Here is a 14,650-nt window from a genome sequence, read left to right as displayed (position 1 = left end):
TCGGCTCCTGCTTGCCGGCAACGTCTCCCGCGGCTGTCGGCCGCTGTCAATGACAGCCGTGACGCAACGTCGACTCTGCGCCCGCGCGGATTTCGTGCATTCTGGGCCCACGGACGGAGGCCCCCATGACCGACATTCACATCCTTTCCGCGGCCCGCACCGCCATCGGCGGCTTTGGCGGGTCGCTTGCAGCGCTGCCGCCCATCGACATTGCCACCCATGCGGCCAGGGCCGCGCTGGCCCGCGCCGGGGTCGAGGGCGGGCAGATCGGGCAGGTGGTGATGGGCCATGTGATCAACACCGAGCCGCGCGACATGTATCTTTCCCGCGTGATGGCGATGGGTGCGGGCGTGCCCGAGACGGCCCCGGCAATGAACGTGAACCGGCTGTGCGGGTCGGGTGCACAGGCGGTGGTCTCGGCCACGCAGACGCTGATGCTTGGCGATGCCGACATGGCGCTTGCGGGCGGCGCGGAGTGCATGAGCCGCTCACCCCATATCCTTCCGGCCGCGCGCTTTGGCCAGAAGATGGGTGATGTCCGTGCACTGGACATGATGACCGGGGCGCTGACCTGCCCGTTCGGCACCGGCCACATGGGGGTGACGGCCGAGAACGTGGCCATGAGCCACGGGATCAGCCGCGCCGATCAGGACGCCTTCGCCCTGGAAAGCCAGGCCCGCGCCGCCCGGGCGATTGCCGAGGGCCGGTTCCGCGACCAGATCGTTCCCGTCCAGATCGCGGGCCGCAAGGGCACGATGATCTTCGATACGGACGAGCACCCCAAGGCCACCAGCCCCCAGGCGCTGGCCGCGCTGAAGCCGGTGTTCCAGAAGGAGGGCACGGTGACGGCGGGCAATGCGTCCGGCATCAACGACGGGGCAGCCGCGCTGGTTCTTTGCCGGGGCGACCACAGCGGCCGCGCGCGGGCGCGGATCATGGGCTATGCCCTGGCCGGGGTGGACCCGAAGGTGATGGGGATTGGCCCGATCCCGGCGGTGCAGGCCCTGTGCCGCAAGCTGGGGGTCAGGCCGCAGTCCTTCGACCTGGTGGAATCGAACGAGGCCTTTGCAGCGCAGGCGTTGGCCGTCAGCCGCGCGCTGGACCTGGACCCTGCCCGGGTGAACCCGAATGGCGGCGCCATCGCCCTTGGCCACCCGGTGGGGGCGACAGGGGCGATCCTGGTGGTCAAGGCCATGCACGAGCTGGAACGGACAGGCGGTCGGACCGCGCTGATCACCATGTGCATCGGCGGCGGCCAGGGCATCGCGCTGGCCATCGAGCGCGGCTAGACCTTCGCCAGTCCCAGCACCGCTTCGGCGATCCTTGCCGCAAGCCCGGGCAGATCGCCCGGTGCCAGCCTGTCGGCCGTGACTTCCGCTGCCGGCGCCGGCATGCGCGCCCGGTGCCGGCCATAACGCGGGTCGTAGTGCCGTTCCATCAGGCTGTCCGCCAGCACCTCGAACGCACCTGCGGCGGCCATGGCCTGCCAGTCCGCGATCACCTCGCGCGGGTGCAGCGGTTGCAGCAGGCCCACGACCTGACCCAGCCTGACCCGGTCGGCGGTCAGGTCGGCATAGGCCCGGGCCAGATAGGCCGCGCGGGCCGACCGGGGCGCGGCAATTGCGACGCGGGGGGCCGCGACCATCGCCTTCCACAGCATCGGCGGCAGCCGGCAATTTCCTATCTTCGAGCTTTCCGCCTCAACCACCACGGGCCGCGCCGGATCCAGCCCGGCCAGCACCTGGGCAAGGGCCGCCTCGAAGGCCTTCTGCGAAGGCTGCGGCCCCAGCGCACCGAAGAGAGAGCCCCGATGCCGCGCCAGCCCTTCCAGATCTATGGCCTGCACCCCGAAGCCGGGCAGAAGGTTCAGAACCTCGGTCTTGGCAGATCCGGTATTGCCATCCAGCACCACCACCGGCGCACGAACCGGGGTGTCATAGACCTCGCGCACCACCAGCGCCCGCCAGGCCTTGTAGCCACCGGCAAGCGTTTCCACCCGCCAGCCGATCTGCGACAGGATGGTGGCGAACGATCCGGATCGCTGCCCGCCCCGCCAGCAATAGACCAGTGGACGCCAGCCTCCCGGCCGGTCGGCCAGCGGCCCCTCCAGGTGCCGGGCAGCGTTCTTCGCCACCAGCGCCGCGCCGACCTTGCGCGCGGTGAAGGGTGAAACCTGCTTGTAGATCGTGCCGACGCGCGCGCGCTCCTCGTCGTCCAGCACGGGAAGCGAGATCGCGCCGGGCAGATGATCCTCTGCATATTCGGCAGGCGACCGGACGTCGATGATGTCATCGAAGCCCGGCGCGGACAGATCGGTCAGAGAGGTCAGGGTGATGGCCATCACACCTTCCTGCCTGGGCCGGCCTCAGCGGCGATGATCGTCATCGTCCTCGTCGTCGTGCCCACCAGCAGGCAGGTTGAAGAAGCTGTCGGCGTCCGAGAAGTCGGCGGGCGAGGACGTATCCTTCTCTTCGTCGCCGAACACTTCAAGGCCCGTCGGCACCCTGGGTTCCGGCGCCATGCCCAGCGACTGTTCGGTAGACACCAGCTTGCGCCGTTCGTCATCCGACATCACCACGCCTTCCGCCGCTTTCTTCCGCGCGGCAGCCTGCACCGCAGCATCCAGTTCCGACTGCTTGCACAGGCCCAGCGCCACCGGGTCGATGGGCTGGATGTTTGCAATGTTCCAGTGCGTGCGTTCGCGGATCGACTGGATGGTGGGCTTGGTGGTACCGACAAGCTTGCTGATGGCGCCATCGGAAAGCTCGGGGTGGAACTTCACCAGCCACAGGATCGCGGCGGGTCGGTCCTGGCGTTTCGACAGCGGGGTATAGCGCGGGCCGCGGCGTTTTTCCTCGCCCTGGGCGGCGGGGTTGAACTTCAGCTTCATGCGATACAGCGGGTCGGCCTCGGCGCGCTTGATCTCGATCGGGTCCAGCTGGTTGTTGGCGATCGGGTCGAAACCCTTGACCCCGGCCGCCACGTCGCCGTCGGCGATACCCTGAACTTCAAGCTCGTGCAGGCCGCAGAAATCCGCGATCTGGGCGAAGCTGAGCGTCGTGTTGTCCACCAGCCAGACGGCGGTTGCCTTGGCCATGAGCGGTTTCGACATCGGATCTCTCCTTTACAAACCTGTCCCGTGCCGGGAAAACGGCTGCGGGCCTGGCCCGCGAGTTCCACGATTTCGGGGAATTCGATTGCCCATATAGGCCCGGATCGCGCAAAGGGGAAGCGGAAATGCGTGCAGTGCTGCTGGCCCTCGCGGCTTTGTGCTGGTCTGCCGCCGCCCGGGCCGAGGGCGAGCGCGCGGGTGACTTCGACTATTACGTTCTTTCCCTGTCATGGTCCGCCGCCTGGTGTGCGCTGGAGGGCGACGCGCGAAACGATCCGCAGTGCGACCCCGGGCGCGGGCTGACGTTCGTGCTGCACGGGCTGTGGCCACAATACGAAGAGGGGTGGCCCTCGTTCTGCCGGACGGTGGAACGCGACCCCACCCGGGGCGAGACCGCCGCCATGGCCGACATCATGGGCGGGGCCGGGGCGGCCTTCTACCAGTGGAGGAAGCACGGGCGCTGTTCGGGGCTTTCGGCGAACGACTATTACCGCACCGCCCGCGCGGCGCATGACAGCATCGCGATCCCCGACCTCTTCGCCCGCGTCCTTCGCCCCCTGACCCTGCCGGCCAGCGTGATCGAGACGGCCTTCCTTGAAGCGAACCCGGGGCTTCGCCGCGACCAGATCACGATCACCTGCAAGAACGGGCTCATCCAGGAGGCGCGGATCTGCCTGACCCGCGACCTTGCGCCCCGGCGCTGTGGTGCCGACGTCATCCGCGACTGCAGCTTGCAGGATGCCCGGCTGGAAGCTGTCCGGTGATGCGGGTGGCGGGATCGATCATTGAAGATGGCGGACTGAAGGAAGCGCCGGAAGCCGGCCTGATGAAATGCGCGATGCCAGGGCGGCCGGGGATCGGCCGGTCGGTCTGGTGCCGAATCGAAGGCTCCGGTCCGGCCTGAGGCCCCCACCGGCAGAGTCCTTTCCCACATCTGCGCGAAATCTGTGGCCGGCTTGCCATGCGGCATCAGCGCGGGATGCGGGAAAAGCGGGATCCGCTGCCGTCTCGCAAGCCCCTTTCACCAGCGTGATCGGGTCTGCAAACCTAGCCTCCCAAGTGCTTCCTGCCGCGCTTGGCCGCCAGCTGCATCTGGCGGTGCCGTTCCCGGAACCGCGCGCGGTCGGCTTGCGAATATTCGTTCACGCAGGCCGGGCAGCTGACGCCTTCCTCGTAATCCGCCGAGGCCCGGTCCGCCTCTGCCACCGGCCGGCGGCAGGCCCCGCAGACCTTCAGGCCGCCGGGCACCAGCCCGTGACCCACCGAGACGCGATCATCGAAAACGAAGCACTGGCCCTGCCAGAGGCTTTCTTCCTCTGGCACCTCTTCCAGGTATTTCAGGATCCCGCCCTTAAGGTGATAGACCTGATTCAGCCCCTGACCCAACAGGTAGTTGGTCGATTTCTCGCAGCGGATGCCGCCGGTGCAGAACATCGCGATGCGCTTTCCTGCAAAGCGGTCGCGATTTTCCTGCCACCACAAGGGAAATTCGCCAAAGCTGCGCGTGCCGGGGTCCACCGCGCCGCGGAAGGTGCCGATGGCAACCTCATAGGCGTTGCGCGTGTCGATCACCACAGTATCGGGGTCAGCGATCAGCGCATTCCAGTCGGCCGGCGCGACGTAATGCCCGACCCGGGCAAGGGGGTCCACATCAGGCTGCCCCATGGTCACGATCTCGCGCTTCAGCTTCACCTTCATCCGGCCGAAGGGCATTGTTTCGGCAAGGCTTTCCTTCCATTCCAGATCGGCGCAGCCCGGCAGGGCCCGGATCGCGGCAAGGGCCGCGTCGATCCCCTCGCGCGTGCCGGCGATGGTGCCGTTGATCCCCTCGGGCGCAAGCAGAAGCGAGCCCTTGACGCCATGCGATACGCAGACCTCCAGCAGGCCGGGCCGCAGGGCGGCAGGATCAGAAAAGCGGGTGAACCGATAAAGCGCAGCGACGGTCAGCATGGACCCCCTTTGCGCCTGCGCTTCGGGATTTTCAAGCGCTTCGCTTGACGCATGCCGCCCCCGAACCTAGTCAGGGCTGACAAGTGATCGCGGAGAACGCCATGAAGCCCGCAACCGAAGCCCTGATCGTCATCGACGTGCAGAATGATTTCTGCCCCGGCGGTGCCCTGGCCGTTGCGGGCGGCGACGAGATCGTGCCGGGAATCAATGCGCTGATGGCAGGGTTCGCGACAGTTGTCCTGACGCAGGACTGGCATCCTGCCAATCACCTGTCCTTCGCCGACAACCACCCGGGCGCCGCGCCCTTTTCGATGATCGACATGCCCTACGGCAGGCAGGTCCTGTGGCCCGCGCATTGCGTGCAGGGCACCGCGGGTGCAGCCTTTCATTCCGGTCTGAACACCGATGCGGCGCAGCTGGTGATCCGCAAGGGTTTCCGCCCCCAGATCGACAGCTATTCCGCCTTCTTCGAGAATGACCGGACCACGCCGACCGGGCTGGAGGGCTATCTCAGGTCACGCGGAGTGACAGGGGTCACGCTGGTCGGGTTGGCCACGGATTTCTGCGTGGCCTATTCGGCGCTGGATGCATCTCGGCTTGGCTTTCGTGTCACCGTGCAAAGCGACCTGTGCCGCGCCATCGACCTGAACGGTTCGCTTGCCTCAGCCCGAGCCGAGATGCTGGCAGCCGGGGTTCTGCTGACATGACGCCTGCACCCGGGCGGCTGGCAGGTTTGGCGATATGCGGGATCATGCTGGGTGCCAGGGCCGGAATGGCCGATGCGATCTGCCTTTCTGCGCCGTATGAGGGCGATCAGGGCAGCCTGCCCGGGCTTGTCCGGGCGCTGAAGGGTGCGCTCGCACCGCACCCATCGCTGGCCAGAACCCTTGCCGAACAGGCCCCGACGCTTTGCCTTGATGACAGCCTGTTCAGTGAGCAGGCCTATTTCGAGCCCGCGACCAACCGGATCGTGCTGCGCGGCGGGCTGGAGCCCGGCCTGCAGCTGGCAATCCTGATCCACGAGATCCGGCATGTCGAACAGCTCAGCCGGGGCGACTGCCCCACGATCGAAACTTCGTCATCCGAATACATCCGGTCTCGCCTGGCTATGGAGGCGGACGCGGCGGCGATGGGCATCCATGTGGCCTGGGGCCTGCGCGAAGCAGGGCAGCCCGAAGCCTGGGAGGCCTTGCGAAACTGGCCAACGCATGAAGATCTGGCCTCCCGCTACGAGGCCGAGATGACGGCCAGTGGCGACGAGGTCCGGGCAATCGGTGCGACCTTCGCGCAGTGGTTCGAACGGGATGAGCGGCGCGGACTTTATGCCAATGCGATCTGCGCCAACTACCTTGATGCGCTGGACCGGGAAAAGCATTTGCCCGGAACCGGCACCCTGCCGGCCGACTTTGCCGTGCGCCTTTGCGTGATGCCGGACGGACGGCCCTACGACTGCGTCCTGCCACCCTGACGGGCGCGGGCAACATGCGGGGCTTGCCTTGCCCCGTGCCACAGGGGAAAACGGGCGTGGGCCGCGATGACGCGGCAAAGGACAGGGGGTCGCCATGGTCGATATCGCCACGCGCGTCTGGAACCACAAGTGGAAAATCGACCCGATCGTGCGATCCCTGATCGACACGGACTTCTACAAGCTGCTGATGTGCCAGTCGATCTTCCGCAACAAGCCCGATACGACCGTTGTCTTCAGCCTGATCAACCGGTCCACAAGGATTCGTCTGGCCGACCTGGTTGACGAGGGCGAACTGCGCGAACAGCTGGACCATGTGCGGTCGCTGTCGCTCAGCCGCGGGGAAAGCACATGGCTGCGCGGGAACACCTTCTACGGCAAGCGGCAGATGTTCCGCCCCGATTTCATGGAATGGTTCGAGGGTCTGCGCCTGCCCGCATATCACCTGGAAAAGCGCGACGGTCAGTTCGAGCTGACCTTCGAAGGCCGCTGGCCCGAGGTGATGCTGTGGGAAATCCCGGCGCTGGCCGTGCTGATGGAACTGCGCAGCAGGGCGGTGCTGAACAGCATGGGCCGGTTCGAGCTTCAGGTGCTCTACGCCCGCGCGATGACGCGGCTGTGGGAAAAGATCGAACGCCTGCGCCGCATTGACGACCTGAAGATCGCCGATTTCGGCACCCGGCGGCGGCACGGGTTCCTCTGGCAGGACTGGTGCGTGCAGGCGATGCTGGAAGGGCTGGGCCAGAAGTTCATCGGCACCTCGAACTGCCTGATCGCCAAGAACCGCGATGTCGAGGCGATCGGCACAAATGCCCATGAACTGCCCATGGTCTATTGCGCCCTGGCCAACAGCGACGAGGAACTGCGCCAGGCCCCCTACAAGGTGCTGGCCGACTGGCATGAAGAGCACGAGGGCAATCTGCGGATCATCCTGCCCGACACCTATGGCACCGAGGGCTTTCTGCGGAATGCGCCCGACTGGCTGGCGGGCTGGACCGGCATCCGCATCGATTCGGGCGATCCCGTGGTGGGTGCGGAAACCGCGATCCGCTGGTGGCAGGAACGCGGCGAAGACCCGACGAAGAAGCTGGTCATCTTCTCGGACGGACTGGACGTGGAAAAGATCGAAGACCTCTACGCCCGCTTCCACGGCCGGGTAAAGGTTTCGTTCGGCTGGGGCACCATGCTGACCAACGATTTCCGCGGCCTGGTCGCCGGGGATGCACTGGCCCCCTTCAGCCTGGTCTGCAAGGCGCAAAGCGCAAACGGGCGGCCCACGGTGAAACTGTCGGACAATCCCGCCAAGGCGACCGGCCCGGCCGAGGAGATCGAGCGCTACAAGCGCGTCTTCGGCGTCGGTCGGCAAGAGGTGCAGGAGGTCGTGGTCTAGCCGATCGCGCACAACTTCAGGATCGGCCGCGCACCAACCCCGCCGGTCACCCCCTGCAAGACCCAGGACAAGGATCCTGCCGCCTACGGCACGCCGGTAGCCGCCGCCCAGGGGCGGGGCTGGATAAGCGGCCCTTTGGCCCCCGTCACGCGCGGTTCAGCACCCGTTCGGCGCAGATGACGGCACGTTGCAGGTGACTGCGATGGATGGGATCGTCCGGTGCCAGGCGCGGCATCGTCCAGCCAACCGAAGCAAGCGTCCTGGCCAGCATGAAGGCCTCGACCATCGAGGTGTCGGTCGTGCCATAGCCCTGCATCAGCGCGTCGCGCAGTTGCGGGTGTTCGGGGTGCAGAACGGTCTGCACCAGGGCGGTGCCAAGGTCGTAAAGCCGGAAGCCGTAGCCGGAATCATCGAAGTCGATCAGGAAAACCGAACGGTCGTTCACAAGGACATTCTCGCGCAGGACATCGGCATGGATCAGGCCCGTCTCGCCAGCCAGCCGTTCGCGCAGCGCATCGCGCGCGCGGATCAGCGTGGCGCGCTGGTCGGGGCCGGCTGAGGGATGCTCCCAGAAGCGGCCCCACAGCGGCTGGTCACCGACCAGACCCGCGCGGTCCCACCGTGGGCGGGTAAAGCCCTCGGGCAAGGTCAGCGCGTCCGTCGCACGATGCACGCGGGCAAGCAGCGCGCCCAGCGCGTGGTAGAGATCAAGCACCTTCGGCAGGGGCTGGGTGAAGGGCCTTGCCGCCTCGCCAAGAGCCTCGCCTTCCAGCCAGCGGATCGCCGAGGCATGAAGACCACCGGGCAGGGCCACCAGAAGCCTGCCGTCGTGTGAGGGCAGGGGGGCGGGAATTGGCAGACCCGCCCGGGCCAGTTCGGCGCACCACCACAGTTCCGACCGGATCGCGACGGGCGACTGATAGCCCGGACGATGCAGGCGCAGCGCCGCGCGGCCCTGTGGGGTCACCATCTCGAAGACATGATTCTCGCGGTCGCGGATCAGGCGCAGCACCTGCCCTTCCCAATGATGCGCGGCAGTCTCGACTGGGGTCATTCTTCGTCCTTCACCCGGTTGCGCAGCGCCTTCACCTCGCCGCGCGCAGTCTTGGCGGCGATGCGGCGGCGCTGGCTGCCCAAGGTCGGCTTCGTGGCGATCCGCCGCTTCGGCGCAACCAGCGCAGCACGGATCAGTTCGACCAGCCTTTCGCGCGCGATCTCGCGGTTGCGGGCCTGGCTGCGGGTGTCATCGACCTGGATCACGATGGCGCCTTCGTTCGTCCAGCGCCGGCCGGCCAGTCGTTTCAGCCGCGCCTTGACCCCCGGCGCCAGATGCGGCGAACGGTCGGCCTCGAACCGCAATTCGACGGCGGTCGAAACCTTGTTGACATTCTGCCCGCCCGGACCGGATGCACGCATGAAGCTTTCGGAAAGCTCCCATTCGGCAAGGGTGAGGGTGTCGGTGACATGAAGCATGCGGTGTTTATGGCACCAAGATCCTGCGCTTGCGATGGGGTTTGCCGTCTTTGCCGGAATTTCCCGGGCCGTTCTGCGTTGTGCGGCACCTGCACTCTAGTCGCGCGCGACAGTGCGCAGCTCCAGTTGCGGTATCGCAGGCATGGGAAAGCATCGTCACCGGCGTCCGACAGAGGCATCGCACCGCGTGTCGTCATGCCGAACCCGGCTTCGGCCAGCACATCGCCAAAGGCCGATCTGCCCAGGCTGCGCGAGCTGTCCAGCGCCGACTGCGCCAGCCAGGACAGATCCTCGACCGGGCTGTGCGGTTTTGCAGGCGTCAGCACGACCAGCATCCGTTCCTGCCCCAGCACCTGGTCCGAGATCTTGAACAGGCCTTCCTTCAGTTCGTCACCCGGCTGAAGCCGACCCGCGAACCAATGGCTGATCGACCAGTCGGCGCCGATGTAAAGGACGTTCACGTCCACCGGCCCGTCGGTGTTGTTCCGCGCCAGCACATGTACCTTATCCTCGGGCAAGAGGGTCGGAAGCGGAGTGAAGGGCAGGGGCTCAAGCGTCCGTTCCCCTGGCGTGCGGGTCAGAAATTCCACCTCTACATCCAGATTGCCGGCACCGACCGCCGCCCCGGGTTTCGATCGGCGGATAGGTGTCGCCGCCGCCGTTCTTCAGCGAACCGATGTTGTAGACCGGACCCGAAGCCACGCCCTTGAACTTCTCGGCCAGGATGTCGTCGATCAGACCCAGCAGCGCCTCGTCCCCCGCCGCCAGCGCCCTTGCGGTGGCCAGCATTTCTTCCCAGCCCATGGGTTCGCCCTCGCCCGCTGCGCCCCCGATGGCGGCGCGATCCGATCGCACCGGGGCCAGCGCCTTGCGCAGCCTTGCCGCCGACAGGATCAGCATCGGTTACGCCGCCGCGACCCCTGCCGCACAGGTTCGTGCGGAAAGTTCGGCCAGCTTCACGGGCGAAGGGGCATAGGCCCCGGCGGGCACAGCCGGGCAGAAGATGGACAGGGCAAGCAGCGTGGGGCGCATCGCGGGGGGACTCGTCCGGCTTTAGATGGCGCAAGGATGAGCCGCGGGTTTCCACCTGCAAATGCGGGATTTCCGCATGACGGCCTTTGTCATGTGCCCTTGGCAGGGGGCGCTGCCAGCAAGACGGCACCGACGCTGGACAAGGGTTGCATCATGGTGGCGAAAGTGTCGGGCTGGCGGTGCTTATGGTGCTGCTGCTGGTGCTGGTGCGCCCGGCGGCGGCCTTGCCCCCGGACGCGGCAATGGACCGGGTCTTCACCGTGCGCAGCGCCGATAGCGAGGACCGGTTCCTCGGCTCGGCCTTTCTTTGCGGCCACGGATCGGTGGTGGTGACCAACGCCCATGTGGTGGGCGAGGCCGAAGCCGTGCGGCTGGTCACGCGCCACGAGGTCGAGGCGGTGGCTGCGGTCATCGCCCGCGATCCGGTGCGCGATGTGGCGGTGATCTCTGCCCCGCCGGAGCTGAACGGCAAGCCGGGCCTGCCGCTTTCGCCGACCTGCCCGCCCTCGGGATCAAGGTCTTTGCGCTGCGTGCGCCGCTCGGCATCGAGTTCACGCTGACCGCCAGGTAGCCGAGGCGCTGGGTCTGTCCAGCCTTGGCTTGCTGATCGACGGGGTAGAGCCGGGGGGCTGGCGGCACAGGCCGGACTGGTCGGCGGCGACATCCTGATTGCGGTGGACGGGGCCGAATTGCTGCGTCCCGGCGACCTTGCCTTTGCGGTGGAACGGGCCAGCGTCGCGGGTCATGCCAGGCTGACCATCCTGCGCGGCGGCAAGACGCCGGATCTGCCCCTGTCGCTGGCAGCCCGGGATCAGGCGCAGGGACTGAAGCTGCGCCAGGCGTCAGCCACGATGCCCGAGGCGGTGACATCCTGCCGCCTTGCCGCGCTGGGTGTGGTGCTGGACGGGTCGGGGATGGTGACCACCGTCAGCGACAACTCTCCCGCGCTGCATGCAGGCCTTGGCAGAGGCGACCGCATCCTGACAGTCAACGGCGCTGCGGTGGACCTTGCCGATGACGAGATCACCGCTCAGGTCCTGATCCTGGTGCAGGCGCCGGGTGGGGCGACGCGACATAGCCGTCTGGACCCCTGGGGCAGCCACGACGGGATGCGCCCGGTTGGCGGGGCGAATGTGCTTGATCCGGCAGTGGCCGTGTTCTGAATGATCCCATGCCGATGTCCGACCGCATCCTGATCGTCGAGGATGACGCCGAAACCGCCGCCGCCGTGCGCCGCAGTGGAACACCTAGGCTGCGCCGCCGACCATTGCGCCACGCTGGAGGCCGGGATCGCCGCCGCCGCATCTACCCTTACAAGGTCATCGTGCTGGACAGGATGCTGCCCGGTGGCGACGGGGTAGAGGCGATGGCGCAGATCAGGGCGGGTGGCTCGCCGGCGCTGATCCTGTCTGCGCTGGGCCGTGCCGCGAACCGGGTGGAGGGGCTGGAGAAGGGCGCCGACGACTATCTGGCGAAGCCCTTTGAACCCGACGAGTTGCGCGCCCGCCTTCGTGCGCTGCTGAGGCGCGCCACGATGCAGGTGCAGGACAACGAACTGCTGGCCTTCGGCGATCTGTAAATCCGGCTGAAGGCGCGAACGGTGCATGTCAGGCGCCTGCATGTCGCGGTCAGTCCGAAGGAATTCGAACTGATCACCTTCCTTGCCCGCCACGCGGGTCAGGTGGTCACGCGAATGCAGCTGCTGGAAGATGTCTGGAACCTGCATTTCGACCCCGACACAAATGTCGTGGATGTTCATGTCGGGCGGCTGCGCCGCAAGCTGGAAGAGGCGGGAAGCGACGCGATGCGCGGCGCGCGCGACGCTGCGGCTGGCCGCAGCTATGGTGCTGGCAGTGGCGGCGCTGTCTCTGGGCGCGATGGCGCTGCAGTACCGCCTGGTCGAAGCCCGGCTGATGGAGGCGCAGCGTGGTATTCAATGGGCCGATCTTGACGGCTTTGCCGCGCCGTATGACCAGCGCCGGATCATCGCGCTGCGCCAGGCCATCGACTACCGCGCTGCGGCGGCAACGGCGGACGAGATGCTTCTGCTGACGGACCGGGGCGGCACCGTTCTTGCAGGCACCCGCGCGGGCTGGCCCGCGGGCTGGCGGCTATGCGGCGGGCAATGCTCGGCCTTCTGGGCGCCCTTCTTGTTGCTGGCGCGCTGGTTGGCGGTTTCGCGGCGCGCTCGGTCATGGCCAGGATCAACCGGATCAACGCGCTGGCCGACCATGTGGCCGAAGGCCAGCTGGACGCCCGCCTGCCGGGGCCGCGTTCCGATGACGAATTCGGCCTGCTCGAAACCCATGTCCAAGCCATGCTGGACCGCATCCGGAATCTGAACCGGGCAACGTACCGCCTGTCCGACATCATCGCGCATGAACTACGCACCCCCCTGAACCGAATGCTGCAGAAACTGGGCTGGATCGAGGGTCAGGACAACCTGACCGCCGAGCTGAAGACCGAAATGCGCCAGGCGATCTGCATGTTCGATCCGCTTCTGGACATCAGCCGGGCCGAGGCCGGCCAGGGCACGGGTGGCGGACTGGTGCCGGTGGACCTTTCCGTAGTCACAACCGAGATGTGGGAGCTTTACCAGCCCCTGGCCGAGGACAAGGGTCTGCTGGCCGGGGCAACCATCGATCCGGGCCTTGGGGTGCTGAGCGACCGCAACCTGATCGCGCAGATGCTGGCCAACCTTCTGGACAACGCGATCAAGTGGTGCACCGCAGGCGACCGGCACCTGATGCGCGTTGCCGACACCGGGCCAGGCCTGCCGGGCGCGATGAGGGGCGAGGCCTTCGCGCGGTTCGTCCGTGCCGAACGTGACCGTGCCCTGCCGGGCCACGGCCTGGGCCTTGCCCTGGTCCGCGCCATTGCGGCCCGGCACGGCGCGCAGCTTTCGATGCCAGGGGGATCCGGTTTCACCCTTGAAATCCTCTGGCCAAGGCTTCAGCAATCTGGCTGACCCCGAAACGGGCCCGACATGCGGCGCGCGTTTCTTCTTCTGCTGATCCTTCTGGGCTGCGCGCCGTGGAACCAGCCTCTGCAAGGCGAGAATCCCGCGCTTGTCGAACCCGCGACTGTCGGCGACGGCGCGCTTTACATCGGTCTCGCCTTCTCTGGCGGCGGGTTCCGGGCCACCGCCTTTGCCTATGGCATGCTTGAGGAACTGCGCGCCGCCGGGGTGGAAACCGGCACGCCTGACGGCCTGCTCGACCATGTGCATCTGGTCTCGGGCGTGTCGGGCGGGTCGATCATGGCGGCGCAGTTCGGGCTGAACGGGCCAGCCGGGCTGACCAGGTTCCGCGACCGTGTCCTGGTGCAGGACGGCGAGGAGTACATGGTAACCTCCCGTCTGAACCCGCTGACCATCGCCAAGGGCATGGCAGGGGGCGTGAACCGGCGCGACACCTTCGGGCGCTGGCTGGATGAACGGCTGTTCCATGGCGCGACCTTTGGCGACCTGCACGAATGGTCTCGCGTCAAGACCTGGATCAACGCCGCCGACATGGCGAACAACGTGCCATTCCTGTTCAGCCCGGAAACCTTCGATGCGCTTTGTTCCGACCTCTCGAAGGTCCGCCTCAGCGAAACCGTGGCGGCAGCTGCGGCCTATCCGCTGGTCTTCACCCCCATCGTGCTGGAGGCGCATCACGGGCGCTGCGATTACCGCGAGCCCGACTGGCTGACCGCGGCCCGCCACAACCCCGCGGCCACGGCGGCGATGCGTGCCCGTGCGCGGGCGCTGGAAAGCCATGCCGACCCCGACGAGGTGAAATTGGTCAAGCTTCCGGACGGCGGGATCACCGACAACTACCGCGCCACCGGCCTTGCGGTGGAACGCGCCCGGGCGCAGGTGCCCCATGCGCCGCTGACGGCGGCCGAGGCGGTCAGGCTGAAGCGGATGCTGTTCCTGGTGGCCAACACCGGGGTGGACCAGGATGACGACTGGACAAAGAAGGTTCCCGGTCCCGGCGGCGTGGCGCTGGCGAAGTCGATCGCCATCATCGCCTTGGCTGCCGCCAGCCGTTCGGGCTATGATTCCATGCGCGGCGAGTTGCGGCAGTGGGAAAGCGAGCTAATCAAATGGCGCTGCGCGCTGCCCCCTGTCCGAGGTTCGCCGGCTGCGCGGTTCGGTCGCCGGATGGGACTGCCGCGATGTGAAACTGTTCGTCGGCGAGGTCAGTTTTGCAACCCTTCCCCCAGCCCTGCGCGACGAGATGAA

General features: G+C 67.1%; 17 protein-coding genes and 2 pseudogenes. 12 read left to right on the top strand and 7 right to left on the bottom strand.

What is annotated here, in order from left to right; all coding sequences use genetic code 11:
- Positions 1-125: 125 nt before the first annotated feature.
- Positions 126-1,289 (top strand): beta-ketothiolase BktB, encoded by a 1,164-nt coding sequence (gene bktB / locus EZM81_RS04180; RefSeq protein WP_136644881.1) that lies wholly within the window; start codon positions 126-128, stop codon positions 1,287-1,289.
- Here bktB and mnmH read toward each other — a convergent pair.
- The gene (gene mnmH / locus EZM81_RS04175) at positions 1,286-2,341 is read right to left on the bottom strand and encodes a tRNA 2-selenouridine(34) synthase MnmH (RefSeq protein ID WP_136644880.1); all 1,056 of its coding nucleotides are present in this window, start codon (positions 2,339-2,341) and stop codon (positions 1,286-1,288) included. The two genes, bktB and mnmH, sit on opposite strands and share 4 nt — an antisense overlap.
- Positions 2,342-2,365: 24 nt before the next feature.
- A complete protein-coding gene (locus EZM81_RS04170; RefSeq protein WP_135447674.1) occupies positions 2,366-3,112 on the bottom strand; it encodes a DUF1013 domain-containing protein in 747 nt (248 codons plus the stop codon).
- A gap of 125 nt (positions 3,113-3,237) precedes the next feature.
- Between EZM81_RS04170 and EZM81_RS04165 the strand changes: the two genes are divergently transcribed.
- The gene (locus tag EZM81_RS04165; RefSeq protein WP_136644879.1) at positions 3,238-3,876 is read left to right on the top strand and encodes a ribonuclease T2; all 639 of its coding nucleotides are present in this window, start codon (positions 3,238-3,240) and stop codon (positions 3,874-3,876) included.
- A gap of 283 nt (positions 3,877-4,159) precedes the next feature.
- On the opposite strand, the gene EZM81_RS04160 is transcribed toward EZM81_RS04165, so the two are convergent.
- Positions 4,160-5,062, bottom strand: a complete 903-nt coding sequence (locus EZM81_RS04160) for a rhodanese-related sulfurtransferase (protein ID WP_136644878.1) — start codon at positions 5,060-5,062, stop codon at positions 4,160-4,162.
- Between the two features lie 101 nt (positions 5,063-5,163).
- On the opposite strand from EZM81_RS04160, the gene pncA reads away from it, so the two are divergent.
- The 3 genes from pncA to pncB all read left to right on the top strand — a co-directional run bounded on the left by pncA (position 5,164) and on the right by pncB (position 7,917).
- Positions 5,164-5,769 (top strand): bifunctional nicotinamidase/pyrazinamidase, encoded by a 606-nt coding sequence (gene pncA, locus EZM81_RS04155; RefSeq protein ID WP_136644877.1) that lies wholly within the window; start codon positions 5,164-5,166, stop codon positions 5,767-5,769.
- A 44-nt stretch (positions 5,770-5,813) separates the two neighbouring features.
- Positions 5,814-6,530, top strand: a complete 717-nt coding sequence (locus EZM81_RS04150; RefSeq protein ID WP_169052300.1) for a DUF6782 family putative metallopeptidase — start codon at positions 5,814-5,816, stop codon at positions 6,528-6,530.
- A 94-nt stretch (positions 6,531-6,624) separates the two neighbouring features.
- Entirely contained in the window at positions 6,625-7,917 is a 1,293-nt protein-coding gene (pncB, locus tag EZM81_RS04145; RefSeq protein ID WP_136644875.1) for a nicotinate phosphoribosyltransferase, read from the top strand.
- Between the two features lie 145 nt (positions 7,918-8,062).
- Here pncB and EZM81_RS04140 read toward each other — a convergent pair whose 3' ends face one another.
- The 4 genes from EZM81_RS04140 to EZM81_RS18645 all read right to left on the bottom strand — a co-directional run bounded on the left by EZM81_RS04140 (position 8,063) and on the right by EZM81_RS18645 (position 10,422).
- On the bottom strand, positions 8,063-8,971 hold the full coding sequence (locus EZM81_RS04140; protein WP_136644874.1) for a phosphotransferase enzyme family protein: 909 nt from the start codon (positions 8,969-8,971) through the stop codon (positions 8,063-8,065).
- The gene (gene arfB, locus EZM81_RS04135) at positions 8,968-9,390 is read right to left on the bottom strand and encodes an alternative ribosome rescue aminoacyl-tRNA hydrolase ArfB (protein WP_136644873.1); all 423 of its coding nucleotides are present in this window, start codon (positions 9,388-9,390) and stop codon (positions 8,968-8,970) included. Before arfB ends, EZM81_RS04140 begins: the two co-directional genes overlap by 4 nt.
- A 549-nt stretch (positions 9,391-9,939) precedes the next feature.
- Positions 9,940-10,290: a hypothetical protein gene (locus EZM81_RS04130; protein WP_136644872.1), complete on the bottom strand. Its 351-nt coding sequence runs from the start codon at positions 10,288-10,290 to the stop codon at positions 9,940-9,942.
- A 3-nt stretch (positions 10,291-10,293) separates the two neighbouring features.
- A complete protein-coding gene (locus EZM81_RS18645) occupies positions 10,294-10,422 on the bottom strand; it encodes a hypothetical protein (RefSeq protein WP_256371605.1) in 129 nt (42 codons plus the stop codon).
- A gap of 146 nt (positions 10,423-10,568) precedes the next feature.
- Between EZM81_RS18645 and EZM81_RS04125 the strand changes: the two genes are divergently transcribed.
- The 7 genes and pseudogenes from EZM81_RS04125 to EZM81_RS18480 all read left to right on the top strand — a co-directional run.
- Positions 10,569-10,982 carry a serine protease gene (locus EZM81_RS04125; protein ID WP_135447695.1) on the top strand — a complete coding sequence of 138 codons (414 nt, stop codon included), beginning with the start codon at positions 10,569-10,571 and terminating at the stop codon, positions 10,980-10,982.
- A gap of 66 nt (positions 10,983-11,048) precedes the next feature.
- A pseudogene (locus EZM81_RS18640) lies at positions 11,049-11,177 on the top strand (PDZ domain-containing protein); the annotation flags it as partial.
- Positions 11,178-11,273: 96 nt separating this feature from the next.
- Positions 11,274-11,585, top strand: coding sequence for a PDZ domain-containing protein (locus EZM81_RS18635; RefSeq protein WP_371685719.1), 312 nt, complete (start codon positions 11,274-11,276; stop codon positions 11,583-11,585).
- A 14-nt stretch (positions 11,586-11,599) separates the two neighbouring features.
- Positions 11,600-12,001: a response regulator transcription factor gene (locus EZM81_RS18490; protein ID WP_248298132.1), complete on the top strand. Its 402-nt coding sequence runs from the start codon at positions 11,600-11,602 to the stop codon at positions 11,999-12,001.
- Between the two features lie 21 nt (positions 12,002-12,022).
- On the top strand, positions 12,023-12,373 hold the full coding sequence (locus EZM81_RS18485) for a helix-turn-helix domain-containing protein (RefSeq protein ID WP_248298130.1): 351 nt from the start codon (positions 12,023-12,025) through the stop codon (positions 12,371-12,373).
- 174 nt (positions 12,374-12,547) lie between these two features.
- Complete coding sequence (locus EZM81_RS04110) at positions 12,548-13,390, top strand: HAMP domain-containing sensor histidine kinase (RefSeq protein WP_169052299.1); 843 nt, start codon at positions 12,548-12,550, stop codon at positions 13,388-13,390.
- A gap of 18 nt (positions 13,391-13,408) precedes the next feature.
- Positions 13,409-14,227, top strand: a pseudogene (locus EZM81_RS18480) (patatin-like phospholipase family protein); the annotation flags it as partial.
- Positions 14,228-14,650 lie beyond the last annotated feature (423 nt).

This window comes from Tabrizicola sp. YIM 78059 (assembly GCF_004959785.1).
In the GTDB taxonomy this organism is placed as follows: domain Bacteria; phylum Pseudomonadota; class Alphaproteobacteria; order Rhodobacterales; family Rhodobacteraceae; genus Tabrizicola; species Tabrizicola caldifontis.
This window is presented reverse-complemented; position numbering and strand designations above follow the sequence as displayed.

What these genes read in the sequence shown, in the direction of transcription:
- bktB (WP_136644881.1), top strand. Translation starts at nt 126, where the DNA reads ATGACCGACATTCACATCCTTTCCGCGGCCCGCACCGCCATCGGCGGC.
- mnmH (WP_136644880.1), bottom strand. Translation starts at nt 2,341, where the DNA reads ATGGCCATCACCCTGACCTCTCTGACCGATCTGTCCGCGCCGGGCTTC.
- EZM81_RS04170 (WP_135447674.1), bottom strand. Translation starts at nt 3,112, where the DNA reads ATGTCGAAACCGCTCATGGCCAAGGCAACCGCCGTCTGGCTGGTGGAC.
- EZM81_RS04165 (WP_136644879.1), top strand. Translation starts at nt 3,238, where the DNA reads ATGCGTGCAGTGCTGCTGGCCCTCGCGGCTTTGTGCTGGTCTGCCGCC.
- EZM81_RS04160 (WP_136644878.1), bottom strand. Translation starts at nt 5,062, where the DNA reads ATGCTGACCGTCGCTGCGCTTTATCGGTTCACCCGCTTTTCTGATCCT.
- pncA (WP_136644877.1), top strand. Translation starts at nt 5,164, where the DNA reads ATGAAGCCCGCAACCGAAGCCCTGATCGTCATCGACGTGCAGAATGAT.
- EZM81_RS04150 (WP_169052300.1), top strand. Translation starts at nt 5,814, where the DNA reads ATGCTGGGTGCCAGGGCCGGAATGGCCGATGCGATCTGCCTTTCTGCG.
- pncB (WP_136644875.1), top strand. Translation starts at nt 6,625, where the DNA reads ATGGTCGATATCGCCACGCGCGTCTGGAACCACAAGTGGAAAATCGAC.
- EZM81_RS04140 (WP_136644874.1), bottom strand. Translation starts at nt 8,971, where the DNA reads ATGACCCCAGTCGAGACTGCCGCGCATCATTGGGAAGGGCAGGTGCTG.
- arfB (WP_136644873.1), bottom strand. Translation starts at nt 9,390, where the DNA reads ATGCTTCATGTCACCGACACCCTCACCCTTGCCGAATGGGAGCTTTCC.
- EZM81_RS04130 (WP_136644872.1), bottom strand. Translation starts at nt 10,290, where the DNA reads ATGCTGATCCTGTCGGCGGCAAGGCTGCGCAAGGCGCTGGCCCCGGTG.
- EZM81_RS18645 (WP_256371605.1), bottom strand. Translation starts at nt 10,422, where the DNA reads ATGCGCCCCACGCTGCTTGCCCTGTCCATCTTCTGCCCGGCTGTGCCC.
- EZM81_RS18635 (WP_371685719.1), top strand. Translation starts at nt 11,274, where the DNA reads ATGCCCGAGGCGGTGACATCCTGCCGCCTTGCCGCGCTGGGTGTGGTG.
- EZM81_RS18490 (WP_248298132.1), top strand. Translation starts at nt 11,600, where the DNA reads ATGTCCGACCGCATCCTGATCGTCGAGGATGACGCCGAAACCGCCGCC.
- EZM81_RS04110 (WP_169052299.1), top strand. Translation starts at nt 12,548, where the DNA reads ATGCTCGGCCTTCTGGGCGCCCTTCTTGTTGCTGGCGCGCTGGTTGGC.